The sequence below is a fragment of the Sphingomonas sp. S2-65 genome, from assembly GCF_021513175.1.
In the GTDB taxonomy this organism is placed as follows: domain Bacteria; phylum Pseudomonadota; class Alphaproteobacteria; order Sphingomonadales; family Sphingomonadaceae; genus Sphingomonas.
The window spans coordinates 970653-991763 of the sequence record NZ_CP090953.1 but is presented as its reverse complement, the minus strand read 5'-3'; the positions used below and the strand labels follow the sequence as shown (position 1 = coordinate 991763).

The 21111-nt window shown below is 65.2% G+C and carries 15 protein-coding genes; 13 read left to right on the top strand and 2 right to left on the bottom strand.

The annotated features are described in order from the left end of the window. The 4 genes from LZ586_RS04615 (at position 1) to LZ586_RS04600 (ending at position 6245) form a co-directional block, all read left to right on the top strand. Entirely contained in the window at positions 1 to 2574 is a 2574-nt protein-coding gene (locus LZ586_RS04615; RefSeq protein ID WP_235078494.1) for a hypothetical protein, read from the top strand. Continuing rightward, on the top strand, positions 2571 to 3566 hold the full coding sequence (locus LZ586_RS04610; protein WP_235078493.1) for a hypothetical protein: 996 nt from the start codon (positions 2571 to 2573) through the stop codon (positions 3564 to 3566). Before LZ586_RS04615 ends, LZ586_RS04610 begins: the two co-directional genes overlap by 4 nt. A gap of 170 nt (positions 3567 to 3736) precedes the next feature. Next, entirely contained in the window at positions 3737 to 5383 is a 1647-nt protein-coding gene (locus LZ586_RS04605) for a helix-turn-helix domain-containing protein (protein WP_235078492.1), read from the top strand. Between the two features lie 262 nt (positions 5384 to 5645). Beyond that, the gene (locus LZ586_RS04600) at positions 5646 to 6245 is read left to right on the top strand and encodes a helix-turn-helix domain-containing protein (protein WP_235078491.1); all 600 of its coding nucleotides are present in this window, start codon (positions 5646 to 5648) and stop codon (positions 6243 to 6245) included. Between the two features lie 27 nt (positions 6246 to 6272). On the opposite strand, the gene LZ586_RS04595 is transcribed toward LZ586_RS04600, so the two are convergent. Then, positions 6273 to 6578, bottom strand: coding sequence for a hypothetical protein (locus LZ586_RS04595; RefSeq protein ID WP_235078490.1), 306 nt, complete (start codon positions 6576 to 6578; stop codon positions 6273 to 6275). 111 nt (positions 6579 to 6689) lie between these two features. Then, entirely contained in the window at positions 6690 to 7106 is a 417-nt protein-coding gene (locus LZ586_RS04590; protein ID WP_235078489.1) for a hypothetical protein, read from the bottom strand. A 445-nt stretch (positions 7107 to 7551) separates the two neighbouring features. Between LZ586_RS04590 and LZ586_RS04585 the strand changes: the two genes are divergently transcribed. The 9 genes from LZ586_RS04585 (at position 7552) to LZ586_RS04545 (ending at position 21094) form a co-directional block, all read left to right on the top strand. Further along, the gene (locus LZ586_RS04585) at positions 7552 to 8103 is read left to right on the top strand and encodes a hypothetical protein (protein WP_235078488.1); all 552 of its coding nucleotides are present in this window, start codon (positions 7552 to 7554) and stop codon (positions 8101 to 8103) included. Positions 8104 to 8303: 200 nt separating this feature from the next. Next, positions 8304 to 8987, top strand: a complete 684-nt coding sequence (locus LZ586_RS04580; protein WP_235078487.1) for a hypothetical protein — start codon at positions 8304 to 8306, stop codon at positions 8985 to 8987. Positions 8988 to 9086: 99 nt separating this feature from the next. Then, positions 9087 to 9884: a molecular chaperone gene (locus LZ586_RS04575; protein ID WP_235078486.1), complete on the top strand. Its 798-nt coding sequence runs from the start codon at positions 9087 to 9089 to the stop codon at positions 9882 to 9884. Between the two features lie 77 nt (positions 9885 to 9961). Next, the gene (locus LZ586_RS04570; RefSeq protein ID WP_235078485.1) at positions 9962 to 12499 is read left to right on the top strand and encodes a hypothetical protein; all 2538 of its coding nucleotides are present in this window, start codon (positions 9962 to 9964) and stop codon (positions 12497 to 12499) included. 7 nt (positions 12500 to 12506) lie between these two features. Further along, on the top strand, positions 12507 to 13427 hold the full coding sequence (locus tag LZ586_RS04565) for a hypothetical protein (RefSeq protein ID WP_235078484.1): 921 nt from the start codon (positions 12507 to 12509) through the stop codon (positions 13425 to 13427). 107 nt (positions 13428 to 13534) lie between these two features. Further along, on the top strand, positions 13535 to 15385 hold the full coding sequence (locus LZ586_RS04560) for a DUF885 domain-containing protein (protein ID WP_235078483.1): 1851 nt from the start codon (positions 13535 to 13537) through the stop codon (positions 15383 to 15385). A 44-nt stretch (positions 15386 to 15429) separates the two neighbouring features. After that, entirely contained in the window at positions 15430 to 16122 is a 693-nt protein-coding gene (gene rpiA / locus LZ586_RS04555) for a ribose-5-phosphate isomerase RpiA (RefSeq protein ID WP_235078482.1), read from the top strand. Positions 16123 to 16202: 80 nt separating this feature from the next. Then, positions 16203 to 18290: a transketolase gene (gene tkt / locus LZ586_RS04550; RefSeq protein WP_235078481.1), complete on the top strand. Its 2088-nt coding sequence runs from the start codon at positions 16203 to 16205 to the stop codon at positions 18288 to 18290. After that, positions 18287 to 21094, top strand: a complete 2808-nt coding sequence (locus tag LZ586_RS04545) for a bifunctional transaldolase/phosoglucose isomerase (RefSeq protein ID WP_235078480.1) — start codon at positions 18287 to 18289, stop codon at positions 21092 to 21094. The genes tkt and LZ586_RS04545 overlap by 4 nt, the downstream gene beginning before the upstream one ends. Positions 21095 to 21111: the final 17 nt, after the last annotated feature.

Below are 21111 nucleotides of genomic sequence, written 5' to 3'. Positions count from 1 at the left end.
ATGTCCAAGCTTGGCGATAACGATCCCGCGGTCAGGGCACTGGCCAGAGTGGCGGAGTGGGTCACGTCGGACATGGCGCGCGACATGGTTACGATGCCGGTGCCGAAGGATAGCGCGCTGGGCTGGAAAGCAGCGTCGGTGCACCCGCTCCAGATCCTGGCGACCCAATATCAGGCCATCGTCAACGACGCGACCCGCGGAGTCACCGATTTCGCCGCCCGGCAGCGCATCGAATCCGCCGCCATGTCGGATTTCTACTTCTTCGACGGCAGCGAGCCGCGGCTGCTGGGAGTCGGCAAGGGACAGGGTTATGGGGGCGATCCCTTCCCGCTGGCCACGGACGGGCTTCTCGACGCGAGCAAGAGGCTGAGCCGGGCGAGGGTGCTCGCAACCCTTCCGCATTCGGGCCCCGCCATCCGCGAGGCGATAAGTGCGGCTTATCTGCAGGCCTCCAACGTGCTCGGTGGATTTCACCGGCTGCCGATGTCCGACGCCTGGGGCGTTGCGCCCATAGTCGCCGCCGAGCGGCTCCTCGCCAATCTGGGGCCGGCGATCGCGGCGATCGCGACGCCCGCCGATGTCGACCGCGTCACCAAGGTCATCGCGGGGGCGATCACTCAGCTGGAAGCGGCGCTGGAGGGCGTGGGATCCGTCCAGATGTTCTACTCGATCGAGCGGTTTTATCTGTTCCGGCTGCTCGTCCGCTACAAGCTGCATTCGGACAATCTGATCAGCGCAGGCGAAATCACCGCGGCCAGCTCGGCACTGACGAAGCTGGTCACCAACGGCCACGCCTTCCTCACCGAATGGCTGGCGGAAAAGATCGTCGACCTGGGCAATCGCGTCATCGCCGCCGACGGCACCGGCAATACGCTGTTCTTTCTGAAGGGCGGACGCGCGCTCAACTACGCGCTCGGAACGCCGGACCTCGGTACTAACGATTGGGATACCCAGATCGTCATCAATCCGCAGCTGCCGGCGGAACGCTGGTATGCGATCTTCTTGCGAACCTCCAACGCCGCCTTGCTGGCGCTGAAGGAGTACAAGACCGAGCTGTACATGCTGATGTCGCATCACGCCGGGCAGTTTTACGACGAGCTTTCCCGGGCCGAGGGCGGCGGCCTGCCCGATGCTCCGGTCAAACCGGCCGAAACCTATTCCTATTCCGCGAACGTCAAGGCCGAGCTCATCGACGTCGGACTGCCGCGCTACGACACGGTGGAAGCGCATGAGCAGTGGCGTACGCTGCGCGAGAATATTCTGCCCGCTGCACCGGGCGCCATGCCGATCCCGGGCTATGTCTATTACATCAACGAATATCTGACGATGGTCCGGGAGTTCTTCTCCGCGGCTTCATCCTCTCCCGACAAATTGAAGAAGCGGCTCGAGCGACTGCTGCAAGTGCTGTCGCGGCCGGAGGTCGACCAGCTGGCCGGGCCGCTGGCGCAGTCGCTGCACGCCGCGCTGCCGCTTTCGGTCGCGAGCATCGCCGGGCTGATGATCGCCCAGCCGATCAAGAACGGCCTGATCTACCAGCTCGATCATTTCTACCACGCGTACCGCCTGCAGGCCGAGCCCCGCATGGCAGCGCGCTTCGACGCGTTCTTCGCCACCAGCCTGCCCAACAGGCTTGCGCTTGCGATGTTGGTGTACCCCCCCGGGGCGCGACAGACGCTGGCGGCAGCCGAAACGGCGAACCCGCCGGAGCTTGCGCCGGGATGCACCGAGCTGACGGACTCGGTCGGCTTCTGCCAATGGGTGTCGAACCAGATGCAAGCCCATCTGGACGCGCGCGCGGCAGCGGTCGCGGCCAGGCCCGAGCTTGACCGGTTCGAGCGGTGCCTGGTGGCGAATTCGATCTTCAGCCAGGCAGAAGAGCTGGAGATCCAGCTTGCAGGCGGGTTCGCCAAGGCTGCCGCCAGCTATGCCGATTACCTCCAGTTCAACCGCGCCGCCGACCTCGATCCGGCTACCTACCTCGCGCTTGGCATCTATTGCGCGCGCGCGAACACCGATCCGCACACGGTTCTGGAGGTGGTCCAACCCGCGGTTCAGCAATGTCTGACCGAAACGATGGGCACACTGGACGTCGACGACCAATATCCCGCGCCGCCCGGCGTGCTGCGAATACTGTGGGGCGAGGAGATGACGTTCGCGCCCCTTGGCGCCTACCAGCCACTGGCGGCGGAGATCGCGATCCATGCCGATCCGCCGCGCCGTCCGCTGCTCAATTACATCTGGGGCCTGCCGGTTCTGAGCCTGCGCGACCTGATCCTGGAATATCAGGAACGCGCCGCCGAAGTGGATGAGTTCGGCATGCGGGCACGGCTTACCAGGACCATCGCCGCGCTGAGCGAAATGGCGATGCACGCGGCGAACGTCCAGCCGCCCAATCTTACGATCGATGCGCTGATCCGTAACCGATGCCATCACCTGATGATCAGCAGCACTAGCTACGCCATCGCGCGGGACGGCGAATATCCCTCCAGCTACCGGCCCGACCGCGCCTTCCAGTTGATGATGACCGGCAACAGGCGCGCCTTTGCCGCGCAGTTTGCGGAGGGCTTCGCATGACCCGGAACCTCGACCTGTTGGTGCTCAACCAGGGACATGGCGGGATCGGCTATTTCGAGGACTGGTCCGCGACCGACCTGCTGACGTACATGGTCCAGCCGATGGTGGCGGCGGAGATCAGCGTCAACATCCTGGTCCTCGACTTCTGCGTCTCGGCCTCGCTGCTCGGCGCGTTCTCTCCGCTGCTGTCCGATCAGGGCGTCCTGATCTCGACGGTGTACAGCACCGGCGCCATCGTCTCGACCGACATATGGCGCCAGCTCGATGCGCCGCTCCAACGCCGCGACCTGTTCGCCATTCAGACGGTGCTGAATAGCCGTATGCGTGCCCTGAGCGCGGGGATCACCGGCCTCTCGCACCTGGAGCAGGTGCGCGGTTGGAGCGAAGTCCAGACCGCGCAACATCTCCAGGCGCAGCCGCAGGATCGGGACGCCGTCTCGATCATCCGCTATCTTCCCCAGATCGCGGACGCGGTGCGCCGCCAGTCCTTGGCACAGGCCTATGCCGACCTGGTGCATTTGCGGCAGAACCCCAATGTGGGCGGCGCAGAGCGAGCGATCTTCGACTTCCTGCCCCCTGCCGCCAACCAGTATGACGCGCACGCGAACGCAGTGATCCAGGCGAGGCTGAGCGACCGGGTCGTCGCGATCCTGACGCTCGCCCAATATGGGCTGCAGCGTGCCGTTGCTGGTCTCCAGCTGTTCGCGGGCACCCCCAATCTGTGGGAGATGGTGCAGCACGGACGCGAGCAACTGCTCGCGCAGGCAACGGGCCTGCGGCGCTGCCCCAGCCCCTATGTCGTCTATGGCGCGGACGGGGGATGGCTCCAGCTGGATGCGGAGTTCATGCGGACGCCGCTCGATCCTGCCGTTTCGACGTTGCTGGGACGGATCCACCCGAGCGCGGCCCAGGACGCGGTTCAGATCACCCAAGGGCTGTTGAGCGGTCCCCCCGTCCAGGTGGCGCGGCCCGAAGTCCACTTCCTGCAGTGACCCATTTCGGTCGCACTTCCGCACCCCCCGATCTTGCTTCGGGGTGTCATCGGCGCTGCAATGGTAAGCCGGGGTTTGGGGGAGAGGGAAGATGAGCAACAATCCACCGGAAGGGGCGTCCGGCTCGCCGCGGCCACAGCGCCGTTCCTCATCCAACTGATCCGAGCGACATGGCCTTTTCCGCCGAGCACCTGGGAGACGAGATGCTGACCAGCATTTCGGGTCCATTCCGGAAGCTTCCGGACCTGCTCGACGCGCTGATGCGCGCAGTCGCGGAGCAGGTGCGCCCGATCGGCGGATCGATCCGGCTGCGCGGGGTAGGCACGCTGGTGATCGGTCACCATGGTGGGGCCACCGCCACCGACTGGCTCAGCGAGCCTGCCGCCGAGCAAGTGCCGGCGAGTGGCTATCACGATGCATGGCCGCCAGCCGCAGGCGCGGCGGCCGTGGAGCCGGACGGAGCGCAGCGCTCGCTCCGTTTTCCCATCTGCTATGCCGGAAACGAGCTTGGCGAGTTGCTGCTCGATATGCCCACCGCCCTGGCTGCGGATGATCCCGCTTTGGAGGCGCTGGGCCATTTCGCGCGGCATTGCGGGTTGATCGTCAAGCGCTACGAAGTCCGGCGCTGGGCCGAGCAGCGTCTTGGCCGGCCGCTGATGCTGGTCGGCATGAGCAAGCCGCTGCGCGACCTGGAGCGGTTCCTCGAAGCCGCGGCGCGCGGCGACCTGCCGGTGTTGCTTCGCGGCGAGTTCGGCACGGAAAAGGCGCTGATCGCCGCGACGATCCATTGCAGCAGCGCACATGCGGCCGGCCCCTTTTTCCAGGTCGAGTGCGCGGATGCCTCGGGCTCTCCGGGGTCGTGGATCCAGCAGGCCGCGGGCGGTACGCTGTTCCTGAGCGGGATCGACGAGCTCGATCCGGGCCTTCAGAAGCAACTCCCGCAATATCTGCCGTCGCGGCTGGACCAGTGGCTGCCTTCGTCCAAGCGCGAGTCCGTGCGGCTGATCGCGTCGACCACCACCGACCTCCACGCGCTGGCCCGAGACGGGCAATTCTCGCGCGCGCTGCTTGCCGAACTAGACTTCCTTTCGGCGGTGATACCGCCGCTTCGCGAGCGGACCGGCGACATCGAGGCACTGATCGGCCAGGCGCTGGAGCGCAACGGATACCGCGCGGAGGAGAAGCGCACCGACGCGCTGGTGGCGATGTGCAAGGCGCATAGCTGGCCGGAGAATTTGTCCGAGCTGGAGCGGGTGATCGCCAGGCTGGCGGTGATGACCGAAGGGCGCCCGATCGGGCGCGGCGACATCTTCCAGCACGCGCCGGGGCTCTTCGCAGAGGGGAGCGAGGACGCGGAGGATGCCGACGGCGCGGCGGTGGACGCGAGCCGATGGGTGCAGGCGGCGCTGGGGACGGATCGGGCGGCGCTGGGGGGGATGCACGAGGCGCTGCGCCGCGCGTTGACCTATCTGGGCGGTCATCACGGCGAGGCGATCACGTTGCCGCAACTGGCATGGCATGCCAATGTCAGCTCTTCGCATCTGAGCTATCTGTTCCGGACGAGCATCGGCATGCCGTTCAAGGCGCTGCTGTGCCATATCCGCGTGCACCGTGCGCGCGAAATGCTGGCTGCGGAGATGCGGCGCAGCATCACCGATGTGGCGCTGAGCGTCGGGTTCGCGGACCTCAGCCATTTCGAACGCAGCTTCAGGCGGATCGCGGGACAAAGCCCGCGCGACTTCCGGCGGGCGCTGGGCGGGCTGGAACGGATCGGCGCGGCCGGACCTCGTGCCGCGCGCCCCAACGCTTCGGCCTGAGCGGTGTCTGTAGACCGGCGGACTGCGGACCGAGAATGATATCGCCCTTTAACCTGTCTTAAAGCGGCGGATGTCATCTGGGCGAGCCATAGTGTCATTGCCCGCAGCGCGGTTCTTGCATATCGTGCGGGCTGCGACTGACATGAAGACGGCGAGACACGTCGTCTTTAGGTTGAACGCAAGTTTGAGGATCCGCAGCCTGTCGTGAACATGACCGTCTTCTTGTACCCGCCGAGTTCGGCGGTGGAAGTGGTGGGCTGGTGTGCCCTCGGTTAACGCGCTCGCGGACCTGTTACGGGATTGCGAGGTCCGTCTGATCGAGAGCCGGCGCTCGGTTGAAGCCGCGCTCGATCTCGTGCGGCGCGCGACCGGTCTGCTCACCTCGCAGGCGGATATTCCTCATGCGGAGGAGGGTCCGGAAAGGCTGCTCGGCACGCAGCGCGACGAGCTGGTCAACCTGGTGCTCTCGGCTCTGGATCAGAGCGATGCCCCGCGCCAGGCGCGCGACGAATTCGTGAACGCGCTGATCTACCGCGTCGACGAAAAACGGTACCGGGTCGGGCGGCGCGTGGTGGGGCTGACCGAGTCAGAGCGGCACGTGCTCGATATCCTGTGGGCAGCGATGCCGACGCCGGTCTCGCGCCAGCAGCTTCATGCCCAGCTTTATGCCGGCAATGAGAAGGCGGCGTTGGCGACGATCGACGTGTTCGTGTCGAACCTGCGCCAGAAGCTCAAGCTTGCCAGCGGGGGACGGGACTTCATCCAGTCCGTGCGGGGACATGGCTGGGCGCTCAAGCCGGAGCTTTGCCGGAACCGCCCGATCGGTCCCGAAGATCCCAACGGGCAGCGGGCCAACGCGTGATCGAACGGGCCTGACGGCCGCGTGCCGTCAGGTGCGGCCACCCTCGATGAGTTGAAGCTTCACTTGCGGGCGCTCGCCGGCTTCGTGGGCGCGTTCGAACCCTTCGGCGTAGCTGATGATCCGATCGCCCAGCGCGGCGGCAATCTCGGGGTGCCGATGCACCGGGCTGGCGGCAAGCTTGCCGAGCGTCTTCAGCCGGAGCGCCGCTGCCTTCGATTCGATCAGGCCGAGGTTCACGAGCTCGACATAGATGGACGATGTGATCAGCGCCTGCGCCTCTATCAGTGTCTCGATGACCCCGTCATGGGCGCCGCACTCACATCGTTCCTTCATGACGCTCCATTAAGAGGGAGCGTCATGGACGTCAAACCGCGAAGTTTAAGATTAAGAGGCGGATGCCCTGTAACCCTGAGAAGGTAGCCATTCGCAGGGGGGCTGAGCTGATTAAAGCGGTTGAATGTTAAACATCAGGCGGTCGGTGTCGAAACCCTGGGGCCCGGCCTCCGCATAGATCGCCCGCGTCCGAGAACGGGGGCCCGTCGCCCGGCTGACCACCGTGTGTCCGGATCCGTCGAGCACGACGCGCTCACCTTCGAGGACGACGACCGCGTTCTTCATCGTGCCGGGCTTGTAGTCCAGCGTCAGCGCATAGCCGTTCGCCGCGTTGCAGAACTCGCGAAGATCGCCCAGCCTGTAACCACTGCCGGACGGCGTAAGCGAAGCCGCATGGCTGACCGTGCAGACCAGCGGCACGGAGAGATGAAGCGCGACGCTTCCCTGGGAAACCGACTCCGCGCCCGCGGCAGAACCGCAGCACAGCAGGAGTAGAACCGACAGCTTCTTGGACGATCCGAACCGCATTCGACGCACTCGCCATGGTTGATGTGGCACCGTAACAATGTCGATTTGAATATAAGGTTGCGCAAACTAGTTAAAATTGCACTCACCTAGAGCCGCCGAAACGCGCCGACGCGCCCGATTCGTGCCTGCCGATCTTTAAGATTCGCCTGCCGATCATGGCTGTTCCTGCCGCTGTTGCGTGGAAGATGCTCTCCAAGGCGGGTTCGAGCATCCAATACGGCGTCGGAAAATTCTCTTAAATCAACGCATTATAAGAATTGTGCAGTTTCGACCCGGGTTAATCACTCTTCCTATCGACACAGGCGCCCGATAATCTTATTAAAGATTTAACAGAGCTTGAAGGGAAACAAGGATGTGCTCCGGGGGGGGCTGTCCACGCGATCGGACCATCGCGCAGCGACGGAAGAATTTTCTGCAAGGGGAGGGCGGAAGCCAGCCCGCCACAATGCGCCGGATGGTTTCCGCGCTTCGCCGGCATGCCGGCGTTGCTGGGGCAGCCTTTCTCGCCACCTCCGCACCGGCCTGGGCTCAGGACATTGCGAAGGTGAAATCCCTCGACATCGCAGTCGAGGGGCGGATCGCGCAGCGTTGTGCGCTGGGGACCATCTCCACGGCCGATTTCGGCGAACTGACACGGCCAGGGCTTACCGCCACGGCGCTGGTCAGTCTCGACTGCAACGTACCCTTCACGATGGGGATCAAGGCTCAGCATGGCGCGCTGGCGCATGCGGCAATGCCGCAGGGTCAAGGTCCCTATGCCGGGTCGGTCCCCTACGTCCTGAGTGTCGAGGTTCCGGTCCGCCGGCCCGAAAGCGAACTGGTGTCGCGGATATTCGAAGGCCGCACGCTTGTCGGCGGCCAGAGGATGTCGAGCAATGGCGGGATCGCGATCGACGGCATGCGGCTGCGGCTCACGCTGGGCAGCACCGGCAGCGAGGCAGGCTTGCTTGCCGGGCAATATGGCGACGTCATCGAGGTGACGATCGCGCCGAACTAGACGAGTTTCACAAACACACGAGATACCTCGGGTCGCATCCGGGCATCACTACACAACAGATCATGTAATACTGGTAAGTATACCAGCCAAGAATGTTGGCTTGCTTGCCCCGTTCCGCGTACTTCCCAAGCAACACAGAATTCATGCTGTGCACGGTCGGCAATCATGCCGCCTGGTCAGCATCATATGAGGACTATATCATGAAGAAGCTTCTTGCCACTGCAGCCATCGCCCTGCTCTCGACCACTGGCATTGCCAGCGCAGACTCCCTCGTCGTCGGCACCGTCGGCACCCTCTTCCCGATCCCCACCGGTGCGGTGTATTCGGACATCAGCAAGGTCGCCGGCAACGTCGAGACCGCCACCCCGACCGTCACCAACACCTGGACGATCAAGGGCAACGTGACGCCTGACTGCTCGTACTTCGGCGGCAATGGCTCCAAGACGCTCGACTTCGGCCAGATCGGCGTGAACACCCAGTCGAACACCACCGCTGACGAAGCATTCAGCATGCGTGGCGGCGCCCGCGCCAGCGTGACCAGCACGACCGCTGGCTGCAACTTCAACAACGAAGTGAAGATCAGCAAGGGCAACGGCACCCAGGGCCTCGTCAACAAGGCAGCCAAGGGGTACGACACCAACGAGTTCCAGGCGAACATCCCCTACACGGTGACCGCTTCGTTCACCGGCACGACCGACCAGGCAGCCGGCGCAGCAGGCAAGGCTCAGAAGCTGGTCGTCGACGCCAACAAGGGCACCAACAGCTGGGTCGGTGGTGCATGGCGCTCGTCGCTGAACATGCTGATCGAAGCGAACTCGCCGGACAAGGCACTGGTCGCTGGCGACTATTCGGACACGCTTGAAGTGGTCCTGGCCGCCAAGTAAGCGGTACGGCGAAGGGGGAGGTCCACGACCTCCCCCTTTGTTTTGACCATTCAGGAACGCCGATCGGCGTTTCGTCGCGTACAGAGCGGGGCTCTTCCTTTGGTAAGCAATTTCGCGCGGGTTCTGACCCGTTCGGCGATCGTCGCCACCGCCGTGATCGCAAGCGCGACCGCGGTATACGCCATGCGGGTGTCTCCCATGGTGGTGGAGATGACGACGACAGGTTCGGATTCGACTGCGCGCGTCGAGGTGCAGAACCTCAACACGACCAGCCTGCCGTTCGAAACCCGCATCACGCGCGTCGATTTCGCCGCCGACGGGACGACGACCGAAACGCCCGCCGACGCCGATTTCGTGGTTTTTCCGCCCCAGGGCATCCTTCCGCAGGGCGCGCGCCAGGTCGTTCGCCTGCAATGGGTGGGCGGTGCCGATATTCCCGCCTCGCGTGCCTATTACCTGTCGGTGAATCAGCTGCCGACCGCAGCAGAACCGGGGCAGGGCAATGGCGGCCAGGTGCAGCTCGTCTATCACATGAAGGCGCTGATCGTGGTGTCGCCACCCGGCGCGCAGCCCAATGTCGAGGTTTCCGCCGCCAAGGCCGTCGATTTTCAGCCGCCCGCCGCCAAGCAGGGCGATCCGCTGCCGCCCAAGGTGCCCGGCGTCGAGATCACGCTGAAGAATACCGGCCGCCGCCATGCGCTGATGGCGCAGCTGCGCTGGGTGCTGGAAGGCACCGGCACCGATGGCAAGGCGCTGAGATTGCTGGTGTCGTCCGAGGAATTGTCGCGTGCGATCGGCAGCGGCTATGTTCCCGCCGCAGGCGGCGTCCGGACCTACCAACTGGCCGTCGTCTCGGCGTTCGGTCCCGGTCCGATCAAGGTAAAGTTTTTAAGGTGAGCCGCGCGGCGCTCCTATGCGCGGCAGCCACGCTTTCGCTGGTCACTGGAACTGCGGGGGCGCAGGTAGCGGTCCCGTTGCCGCGCTCCGGGCAGTCCGGCCCGGCCCCGCAGCGGAGCACGCCGCAGCAGTCCGCGCCGGTGCCCCTGCCGGGCGCCCCGGCGCCTACGCCCGCGCTTCCTGAACTAGGCCAGGATTCTGCTTCCAAGCTGCCGATCGGCAAGCACGGCCGCCCGGACATCAACCCGTTCGAGCGGGACATGGACCTGACCGTCCCGATGATGTTCAAGCGGCGGCAGATGGGCGATCTGCCGATCCGGCTGACCTTCGACGATCGATTGCTGGTCGAGGCGAAGACATTCCGCGCGTTGATCGAGCCGCTGTTGAACGCGGAGGCGCGCACCAAGGTGTCGACGCGCCTGAACGGCCTCGAACGCTTCACGTCCGACGATCTGACTCCGCTGGGTATCGCCTTCGAATATGATCCGAGCACGCTTGCCGTCGTGGTCCTCACCATCGATCCGAAGGAGCGGTCGGCCGAGCGCCTGTTCGCGCCATCCAATGCGGGCGACGAGAAGCCGGATCTTTTGCCCGCCAGCGTCGCCGCCTTTCTGAACCTGAACCTCGTGCAGGCTTATGCCTGGAACGGTGACAATAACGGTCCGCCCAGCGTCGCCTTGAACGGCGCGGTTCGTCTGGCCGGCGTGGTGTTCGAAGGGGACGCGCAGTGGGGCAGGAGCGGCCTGGGCCAACGCGCGACCTTCGACCGCAATTATGCGCGCCTTGTCTATGATGAGCCGGAAGCGTTCCGCCGCTGGTTTCTGGGCGATCTGACGCCGGAGATTCGCGGCCAGCAAGGGTATGTGCAGATCGGCGGCATCGGGGTTAGCCGCCAGCGCCAACGCTTCGATCCGTACCGCTCCTCGGTGCTGCAGGGCAATCGGCAGCTGGTGCTTCAGCGCGATTCCACCGTTCGCATCCTGCGCAACGGGGCGCCCTATCGGGAGCTGCGGCTGGACGCCGGCGCCTATGATCTTGCCGCGCTGCCCATGCTTGCGGGCAGCAACGACATCCAGGTCGAGGTGCGGGACAATAGCGGCGCCATTCAGTCGCTGTCCTATAACGCCTATCTGGATCCGATCGACCTGGTGCCGGGGGACTATGAGTATTCGGCGTATCTCGGCCCGACGAGCAACAATTTCGGTCGCTCGCCAATCTATGACGGGCCGGTCGCCTTTTCCGGTTTTTTCCGCAAGGCATTTCTAGATGCTCCTGCGGTGGGCATCGGCCTCCAGCTGAGCCAGCGCGTGCAGACGGTGACCGGCCAGACGCAGTTCGTGCTGAGTGGTGGTTCGCGGCTCGTGCTGGACGGCGGAGTCAGCCACTCGCGCGACGTCGGCACAGGCATGTCGCTAGGGGTGGGCTTCGACCAGCTGATCGATCGTGGCGGGCTGGTGGATTCTGCCACCATCCGCGCCGACTATGTCTCGCGGCGCTACGCATTCCTTTCCAGCCCGACTGCCGACAACAGCAACGCGATCAATGTCAGCGGCCAGTATACGCGATCGGTCGATCCGCGCTTTTCCGTGGTGTTGAGCGGCAACTATCTTCACAGCCGTGCTGAGGATCGCAACGACAGCTATCGGCTGGCGCTGCTTGGCAATTACAACCTCAACTCGCGCCTCAGCGTCCGGGCCGGGGTGGACTATTCCAAGTTCGACACCGTGCTGGGGCGCGCTTCCGGACTGGGCTTCAACGTCGCGCTGGTGTTCCAGCCGAGCTTCCGCGACCGCTTCGAAGCCCGGCACGACAGCGCCAGCGATACCAGCTCGCTTTCCTATCTCCGCTCGTCGTCCAACCAGATCGGCAGTGTCGGCTATGGCGCGGTGGTCGCGCGCGAACAGAGTTCGGTGAGCGCGCAAGGCTCCGCCGACTATATCGGCAACCGCTTTGATGCGACGCTCAGCCATTCGACCTACGGCCCCAATCTGGGCGGTCTTGGCAGGAACAACATCACTGCGGTGCGCGTGGGCACCAGCATCGCCTTTGCCGACGGCGCGTTCGGCGTCGGGCGCCGTGTGAACGACAGTTTCGCCGTCCTGCACGCGCATGAGAACCTGAAGGGCCACAGCGTCGTCGCCGGGCAGTCGCTCGTCAACAACGAGTATATGAGCAAGAGCGGGACGTTCGGGGCGGCCGTGAACGGCTATTTGAATTCCTACGTCTCGCAGTCGATCCAGTACGATGTCGAAAATCCGCCGCTGGGCTATGACGTCGGCACCGGCGTGGTTCGGGTGAACCCCCGCTATCACAGCGGCTACAAGCTCAAGGTCGGCACCGACGCCTTTGTCAGCGCGACCGGAACGCTGGTCCTTCCCGATGGGAACCCGGTTTCGCTTGCCGGCGGCCGCGTGATCGCCAGCGACGGCAAGGACAAGGAGCCGCTGCCGTTCTTCACCAATTCGGTGGGGCGCTTCGCGATCCAGAACCTGCGCCCGGGCGTCCGCTACCGCGTCGAACTGGGTGGCGGCGCTGCCATGTTCGAGTTCGTCGTGCCGAGCGACACCAAAGGCTTGGTCGACCTGAAGTCGACCGCGCTCACTCTGGTACATTGAGGTGCCCATGAAGACGATGATTGCCGCTTCGGCTCTGGCCGCCGCTCTTGCCGTCAGCGCACCCGCCGCAGCCCAGCGCAGCAGTGTCGGGGGAAACGCCGACTGCAAGCTTCGCATCGACACCAGTGCGTCGAACTGGGTGATCCAGGGCTATGACCCGTTCGGAAACAATGCGCCGGGCGCCACCTTCGACCTGGTGTTCAGCAACGACGGTCGGGGAAACTGCGAGTTCGATCCGGTGTTCCTGGTGGATGCCGAGCCGTTCGGGCTGTCGACCGCCGGACAGCAGCGGCGCGTGCCCTATACGCTGCAGGACCAATTCTCGAACAGCAACGCGACTCCGATATCGGGTCGCACCATCCAGCGGGCGACCAACCGTCCGGTGGTGGTGACGGCCGGCGGCCAGCAACTGGTGCGCTATCAGCTGGCGGTAAGCGAAGACGCGATCGCCAGCGATGGTCTTTTCACTCAGCGGGTGATGGTGCTGGCCGAGGGCCGGGACCGCAACCAGACGCTTGCCGCGCGTCCACTGGTCCTCGGGATCAACGTGCTTCCATCCGCGGCGCTTGGCCTTTCCGGCGCGTATCGCCGGAACGGCAGCCAGGCGGTCGTCGATCTGGGCGAGTTGAGCGAAGGCGTGGCACAGGCGCCGCTGCAGCTGCGTGTCGCGAGTACCCGCGCGTACCGGCTGGAGTTCACGTCGAAGAATGCCGGATTGCTCAAGCTCGGCGATTCCGGATGGAGCATTCCGTACCAGATCGGCGTGGGTGACAGCATGCTCCCGCTGGCGGGTGTGGCACGCTACAGCTCGACGGGCACCGACCCCACCCGGGACTCGCTGCCGCTTCGCTTCGCGATCGGCAGCGTGGCGGGGAAGCGGGCCGGGCTGTATTCCGACATCATCACGGTCTCGATCGCGCCCAAATGACTTGAGCTGGCGCCGCGCGCGCCGGCGGGAACGCTCGCACGGGGCTTGTCAGCGGCCAGCATGTGCTGCATCGCTGCAACACAGCTTCTTGCTCCGGGAATATCATCTTGCGCGCTTCCTATCTCGTCGCCGTATCGGCGACGGCTATTCTCCTCTCCGCCTGCACCACGGTGCGCGGTCCCGCGCAGTCGCCGCAAGAGGCGGCCGCACCCGCTCCGGCGCAGCCCGGCGCTGCTGCCGAACAGGACGCATCCGCCGCGCTCCATGCGCTGTTCAAGGCGAGTGACGAGGACAATCTCCGGCGCAATCCGCTCAACGCCTTGTTCCGTGGCGACATGCGCTACGCCGACCAGCTCGGCGACTCGATCACCGATGCCTATTTCGATGCGGAGCGGGCGGCGGGCGACAAGGATCTGGCGGCGCTGGGCCGCATCGACCGCGCGGCGCTCAGCGAGACCGACCAACTCGCCTATGACGTCTTCAAGTGGCAGACCGAGCTCGCGCTGCGCTCGCTCAGTCCCGAGATCCTGCCGCTCAACGTCGTACGCCCGATCGATCACTTCACCGGCTTCCATACCTTCTATCCCGATCTGGCGTCGGGGCAGGGCGCGGCACCGTTCAAGACCGTCAAGGACTATGACGACAACATCAAGCGGCACCATCGCTATGCGTGGCTGATCGACCAGGCGATCGTCCGCTTCCGCCAGGGCATGGAGTCCGGCGTGGTCCAGCCGAAGCTGGTCGTCCGCAACGTGATCGACCAGCTCGATCTTCAGCTGAAGCAGGGCGTCGAAGGCTCGACCTTCTATGCGCCGCTCAAGACCTTCCCGGCGGACATTCCGGCAGCGGATCAGGCCCGGCTGCGTACCCAGACCGCGGCGGTCATCCGCGACGAGATCCGGCCCGCCTATCAGCGGCTCCGCGACTTCCTCGCGCGGGAGTATTTGCCGGCCGCACGCGCGGGTGACGGCCTGATCCACATGAAGGGTGGCGCCAAGCTCTATTCCTACCTGATCGAGCAGAACACCACGCTGCCGCTGACCGCCGAGGACGTGCACCAGCTCGGCTTGAGCGAGGTGGCGCGTATCCACCGCGAAATGGAGACGGTGAAGGCGCAAGTCGGCTTCAAGGGCACGCTGCAGGAATTCTTCGAATATCTGCGCACGAACGCCAAGTTCCGCCCGGCGAGCAAGGAGGCCTTGCGCGACGAATATTATGCGATCGGCAAGCGCGTGGATGCGCGGGTGGGCGAGATCTTCTCGACCCTGCCGAAGACCAAGCTGGAAATACGCCCAGTGCCGGATTATCGCGAGAAGAACGACGCCGGCGGCTCGTACATGCAGGGCGCGCCCGATGGATCCCGGCCGGGCGTGTTCTACTACAACACCTATGATCTGCCTTCGCGCTCGACCTGGGGTCAGGAGACGCTTTACCTGCACGAAGGTGCGCCTGGGCACCACTTCCAGATCAGCCTTGCGCAGGAAAACGAGGCGCTTCCCAACTTCATGCGCTTCGGCGGCAACACGGCCTATGTCGAGGGATGGGCGCTTTACGCCGAGACGCTTTGGGACGAGCTTGGCATGGAAACCGATCCTTATCAGCGGTTTGGCGGCCTGAACGACGAGATGCTTCGCGCGATGCGGCTGGTGGTCGACTCCGGCATCCATGCCAAGGGTTGGACCCGTGATCAGGCAATCAAGTATATGCTCAACAACAGCTCGATGGGGCGCACCGACGCGACCAGCGAAGTCGAGCGCTACATCGCGATGCCGGGTCAGGCGCTGGCCTACAAGATCGGGCAGCTCAAGATCCTGGAGCTGCGAGCCAAGGCCGAACAAGCGCTCGGCGCCAAGTTCGACCTCAAGGCGTTCCACGCGCAGGTGCTGATGACGGGCTCGCTCCCGATGAATATCCTGGAGCAGAAGATCGACCGCTGGATCGCCTCGCAACGGAACTGAGGGATGGCGTTGGGCCCGCACGAATAGCTGGAGGCTAGGGCAAGGTGACCGCGTTCTCGATCGAGCAGATGAAACGCGCCGCAGCCCATGCTGCGGTGGCGGATATCCAGGCAGGCATGATCGTCGGCCTCGGCACCGGCTCGACGGCGGCTTACGCGATAGAGGCGCTGGCCGCGCGCGTGGCCGAGGGGTTGGCGGTGGAGGCCGTCGCCACTTCCTTGCGCACCGCAGACGCGGCACGCGCTTCGGGCATCCGCATCCTCGACTTCGCCGGGATTGCCGAAGTCGATCTCTGCATTGACGGCGTCGACGAGATCGATCCCTCGCTGCGCGCCATCAAGGGGGCGGGTGGGGCGATGCTGCGCGAAAAGATCGTCGCGGCGTCGGCCACGCGGATGATCGCGATCGCGGACGAGTCGAAGGACGTACCGCGTCTCGGGACCAGGCCGGTGCCGGTCGAGTTCCTGCCGTTCGGCCGCGCGTTCATCGAACGCCGCATCACCGAACTTGGTGGGCGCCCCACGCTTCGCCTGACGGAGGAAGGAGCGCTCTATGGTACCGATCAGGGCAACCCGGTGCTCGATTGCGGCTTCGGGCCCATCGACGATCCGGATGGGCTAGGCGCGGCGCTCTCCAGCTGCCCGGGCATAGTGGGGCATGGACTTTTCCTGACGGAAATCGCCACAGTGTATGTCGGTACCCAACAGGGAGTCGTCCGGCGCGACAGGCAGTTCTGAGATAACGACCGAAAGCGCGTCTGCGACGGCATCCTTCGAAGCCTTCCCTCGTTAGTCGTTCACCTGGATCAAGGACGAAGATGACCCAAGCTCCCAATGCCACCGGCTTCGCCGAGGATGGCTCCCCGTCCCGCCTTGCGATCGACACCATTCGAACCCTGGCGATGGACGCCGTGCAGAAGGCGAACTCCGGTCATCCGGGAACGCCTATGGCCCTGGCGCCCGTCGCGCATACGCTGTGGCACGATTACCTGCGCTACGATCCCGAGGCGCCGGACTGGCCCAACCGCGACCGCTTCGTGCTGTCGGTCGGCCATGCCTCGATGCTGCTCTACGCATTGCTGCACCTGGCAGGGGTCCGCGAGATCGATGCCGATGGCAAGCCGACGGGCGAACCGGCGGTCAGCCTGGAAGACATCAAGCAGTTCCGCCAGATGTCATCGAAGACCCCTGGCCATCCCGAATACCGGATGACCACCGGTGTGGAGACCACCACTGGGCCGCTCGGCCAGGGCTGCGGCAATTCGGTCGGGATGGCGATCGCCGAGCGCGCGCTGGCCGCCAAGTACAACCGGGACGGCTTCGACCTGTTCGATCATGACGTCTATGTGCTCTGCGGTGACGGCGACATGATGGAGGGCGTATCGAGCGAGGCCGCCTCCACCGCCGGTCATCTCAAACTGTCCAATCTGTGCTGGATCTACGACAGCAACCACATCTCGATCGAGGGCGACACCGCGCTCGCGTTCGACGAGGATGTCGGCAAGCGGTTCGAAGCCTATGGCTGGAACGTCATCCATGTCGACGACGCCAACGACACCGCTGCGTTCGCGCGGGCGCTCGACACCTTCAAGGCGACCGACGACCGCCCGACCTTCATCGTCGTCCGCTCAGTGATCGGCTGGGGCAGCCCCAAGGCTGGCAGCGAAAAGGCGCATGGCGAGGCTCTGGGCGAGGACAATGTCCGCGCGACCAAGAAGGCCTATGGTTGGCCGGAAGACGCGCAGTTCCTGGTACCCGATGGCGTCAAGGAAGCGTTTGGCGGCGCGATCTCGGCACGCGGCAAGCCGGCGCGCGAAGCGTGGGACGCACTGTTCGAGCGTTACGCAGAGGCGTACCCCGAGGAAGCCGCGCAAATCCAGGACCTGCGCCGCGGCAAGATCAAGGACGGCTGGCAGGGGGCGATCCCGAGCTTCCCTGAGGACCCCAAGGGCCTCGCGTCGCGCGACAGCGGCGGCAAGGTGCTCAACGCGCTCGCCCCGCTGATCCCGGCGCTGATGGGCGGTGCAGCCGATCTCTCGCCCTCGACCAAGACCGACATCAAGGGCAAGCCGTCGTTCGAGGCCGACGATTATGCCGGCCAGAACATGCATTTCGGCGTGCGCGAACATGCCATGGGGTCGATCGCCAACGGCATGGCGCTGTCGTACCTGCGATCCTACACCGCCACCTTCCTGGTGTTCGCCGATTACATGCGCGCGCCGATCCGGCTGGCGGCGATCATGGAGCTGCCGGTGGTGTTCGTGTTCACGCACGACTCGATCGGCGTCGGCGAGGATGGTCCTACCCATCAGCCGATCGAGCATCTCGCGACGCTGCGCGCGATTCCCGGGCTCGACACCATCCGCCCGGGCGACGCCAATGAAGTGGCGGTGGCTTGGAGGGTTGCGCTGGAGCATACGCACGAGCCGACCGCGATGATCCTGTCGCGCCAGGCGATCCCGACGCTCGACCGAGAGAAATATGCCTCGGCCGACGGGTTGGAAAAGGGCGCCTATATCCTGGCCGATGCCGAGGGGGGCGACCCCGAGGTGATCCTGATCGGCACCGGCTCCGAACTGCCGATGGTCGCCGACGCGCACGAGAAGCTGACCGCGCAGGGGATCAAGTCGCGCGTCGTGTCTATGCCGAGCTGGTATCTGTTCGAAAAGCAGGATCAGGCCTATCGCGAGCAGGTGCTGCCGCCGAGCGTCACCGCGCGGCTTGCGGTGGAGCAGGGCGGATCGATGGGCTGGGATCGTTATGTGACCAGCGATGGCGCGACGATCACCATGTCGACCTTCGGGGCTTCCGCGCCGCTGTCGAAGCTGCAGGAAAAATACGGCTTCACGCTCGACAACGTCATCAAGGTGGCGCGCGAGCTCATCGAAAAGAAGAACGCGAAATGACCAGCCGGTTGCAGCAGCTCGGCGAGGCCGGGCAAGCCGTGTGGCTCGACTTTGTCGACCGCAAGTTCCTGTCCGAGGGCGGCTTGCGCAAGCTTGTCGAGGAAGACGGGCTGACCGGCGTGACGTCGAACCCGTCGATCTTCGAGAAAGCGATGGGGCATGGTGAAGCGTATGACGAAGGGCTGCACGCCTTTCTCGGCAAGGCCGATGCCAGTGTGGTCGACACCTATGAAAGCCAGGCGATCGCCGACATCCAGGCGGCCGCCGCCGATCTGCGGCCCGTCTTCGACCGGTTGGACGGTCGCGACGGCTATGTCAGCCTGGAGGTCTCGCCCTATCTCGCCGAGGGCACCGACACGACGGTTGAGGAAGCACGGCGGCTATGGGCGGCGGTCGGCGAGCCCAATTTGATGGTCAAGGTGCCGGGCACCAAGGCCGGCGCCCGTGCGATCCGCACGCTGATCGAGGACGGGCTCAACATCAACGTCACGTTGCTGTTCTCGCTCGAATCCTACCAGGCGGTGGCGGAGGCCTATCTCGCCGGACTGGAAGCGCGGGTGAAGAAGGGGGAGCCGATCGACGGGATCGCCAGCGTCGCGAGCTTCTTCGTCAGCCGCATCGACGCCAAGATCGACAAGGCGATCGACACGCGTCTGGCCGCAGGCGGTGCCGAGAGCGAGGCGCTGAAGGCAGTGCGCGGCAAGGTGGCGATCGCCAACGCCAAGCTGGCCTATGCCTGGTACCAGGACATGATCGCCAGCCCGCGCTGGCAGGCGCTTGCCGCCAAGGGCGCGATGCCGCAGCGGCTGCTCTGGGCGTCGACTGGGGTCAAGGACCCGGCCTATCCCGACACGCTGTACATCGACACGTTGATCGGTCCCGACACGGTCAACACGATGCCGCCCAAGACCATGGACGCGTTTCGCGAGCATGGCACGGTGGCGCAGACACTCACGCAGGACGTGGACGCGGCGCGCCACGTTCTCGCCGAGGCCGAGCGGCTAGGGCTCGGGCTGGACGAAGTCACGACCGCGCTGGTGCCCGACGGCGTCAAGCAGTTCGCCGATGCTGCCGATGCGCTGCTCGGGGCCGTCGCGGGCAAGCGCACCGCGTTTCTCGGCGATCGGCAGAACGGCATGGACGCCGACCTGCCCGAGCCGCTGGAGAAGGCCGTGGAGGGCCGGCTGGAGGCCGCCCGTGCCGAGGGCTGGTCGCGCCGGCTGTGGCAAGGCGACGCGTCGCTTTGGACGGGCAAGGATGAAGCCAAGTGGCTCGGCTGGCTTCCCGCGGCGCGCGGTACCCAGACCGATCCGGAGGCGCTCGCCAGGCTGACGGCGCTGGCCAAGGGGCACAGGGATGTGGTGCTGCTCGGCATGGGCGGATCGAGCTTGGGCCCCGAGGTGCTGTCGCTGATCCTCGGTAGCGCCAATGGCGGCCCCAAGCTGCACGTGCTCGACACCACCGATCCTGGCCAGATCTCCAGCGTCGTCGGCGCCATCGATCCGAGCGAGGCGCTGTTCATCGTTTCATCCAAGTCGGGATCCACCATGGAGCCCGAGCTGCTGCGCGCCTATTTCTGGGACTTGGCGGGTAAGGACGGCAGCCGCTTCGTGGCGGTCACCGATCCTGGCTCCAAGCTGGAAGCGGCGGCGAAGGCCGAAGGCTTCGCGATGATCTTTCCGGGCGATCCGGCGATCGGCGGACGTTATTCGGTGCTGTCGGCTTTCGGCATGGTGCCGGCCGCAGCGATGGGCATCGATATCCACGCGTTCTTCGAGGCGACGGCACCGATGGTGTTCGCCTGCGGCCCCGATGTGCCGCCGTCAGCCAATCCCGGCTTCCAGCTCGGCGCCCTCCTGGGCGAAGCTGCGCTTTCCGGCCGCGACAAGCTCACCATCCTGCCATCGCCGGGACTGGTCCCGTTCGGTGCCTGGCTGGAGCAGTTGATTGCCGAAAGCACCGGCAAGCAGGGCAAGGGCATCGTTCCCGTCGATCTGGAGCCCGCTGGTGAGGCCGTCGATTATGGCAGCGACCGGCTGTTCGTGCACCTGCATCTCGCGGGTGACGACGACGCCGCCCTCGAGGCGAAGCTAGCCGCGCTCACGCAAGCCGGCCAGCCGCTCGTCACGATCCGCGTCGCCAAGCGCGAGCTGATCGGCCAGGAGTTCTTCCGCTGGGAAATCGCCACGGCGGTGGCGGGCGCGGTGATCGGCATCGATCCCTTCGACCAGCCGGACGTGGAGGATGCCAAGATCGCGACGCGCAAGCTGGTCGATGCCTATGAGCAGACCGGCGCGCTCGATCCGGCGACCGCGCTGGGCGAGACTGCGGACTTCGCGATCTTCGCGCCCGGGGACGCCGAATTCGCTGCCACCGACCCGATCGAGCTGTTGCGTCTGCACTTCGCGAGCCTGTTTCCACCGCGCTATGCCGGTTTTCTCGCTTATATCGAGCGGAACGATGCGAACGCGGCTGCGATCGAGGCCATGCGAGTGGCGGTGCGCGATGCCACCCAAGCCGCCACCGTTGCCGGCTTTGGCCCGCGCTTCCTGCACTCGACAGGCCAGGCGTATAAAGGCGGACCTGCCACAGGGGACTTCTTGGTCATCACCCGCGATCCCGATCCTGACGTCGCCATCCCCGGGCACCGCGCCAGCTTCGGCACCGTGCAGATCGCCCAGGCGCGCGGCGACATGGACGTGCTCGCCAGCCGCGGACAGCGCGTCATGCGGGTTCATTTAAAGCGCGGCGGTAGGGGCATCGCTGCCTTGGTCGACGCGGTTCGCGCGGCCGTCCGCGTCTAAACGAAAGGAAGAAAACG

Excerpts from the sequence above, each read along its gene's own strand:
- LZ586_RS04610 (WP_235078493.1), top strand. The coding sequence starts at position 2,571 with ATGACCCGGAACCTCGACCTGTTGGTGCTCAACCAGGGACATGGCGGG.
- LZ586_RS04615 (WP_235078494.1), top strand. The coding sequence starts at position 1 with ATGTCCAAGCTTGGCGATAACGATCCCGCGGTCAGGGCACTGGCCAGA.
- tkt (WP_235078481.1), top strand. The coding sequence starts at position 16,203 with ATGACCCAAGCTCCCAATGCCACCGGCTTCGCCGAGGATGGCTCCCCG.
- LZ586_RS04580 (WP_235078487.1), top strand. The coding sequence starts at position 8,304 with ATGAAGAAGCTTCTTGCCACTGCAGCCATCGCCCTGCTCTCGACCACT.
- LZ586_RS04595 (WP_235078490.1), bottom strand. The coding sequence starts at position 6,578 with ATGAAGGAACGATGTGAGTGCGGCGCCCATGACGGGGTCATCGAGACA.
- LZ586_RS04585 (WP_235078488.1), top strand. The coding sequence starts at position 7,552 with ATGCGCCGGATGGTTTCCGCGCTTCGCCGGCATGCCGGCGTTGCTGGG.
- LZ586_RS04590 (WP_235078489.1), bottom strand. The coding sequence starts at position 7,106 with ATGCGGTTCGGATCGTCCAAGAAGCTGTCGGTTCTACTCCTGCTGTGC.
- LZ586_RS04545 (WP_235078480.1), top strand. The coding sequence starts at position 18,287 with ATGACCAGCCGGTTGCAGCAGCTCGGCGAGGCCGGGCAAGCCGTGTGG.
- LZ586_RS04605 (WP_235078492.1), top strand. The coding sequence starts at position 3,737 with ATGGCCTTTTCCGCCGAGCACCTGGGAGACGAGATGCTGACCAGCATT.
- LZ586_RS04565 (WP_235078484.1), top strand. The coding sequence starts at position 12,507 with ATGAAGACGATGATTGCCGCTTCGGCTCTGGCCGCCGCTCTTGCCGTC.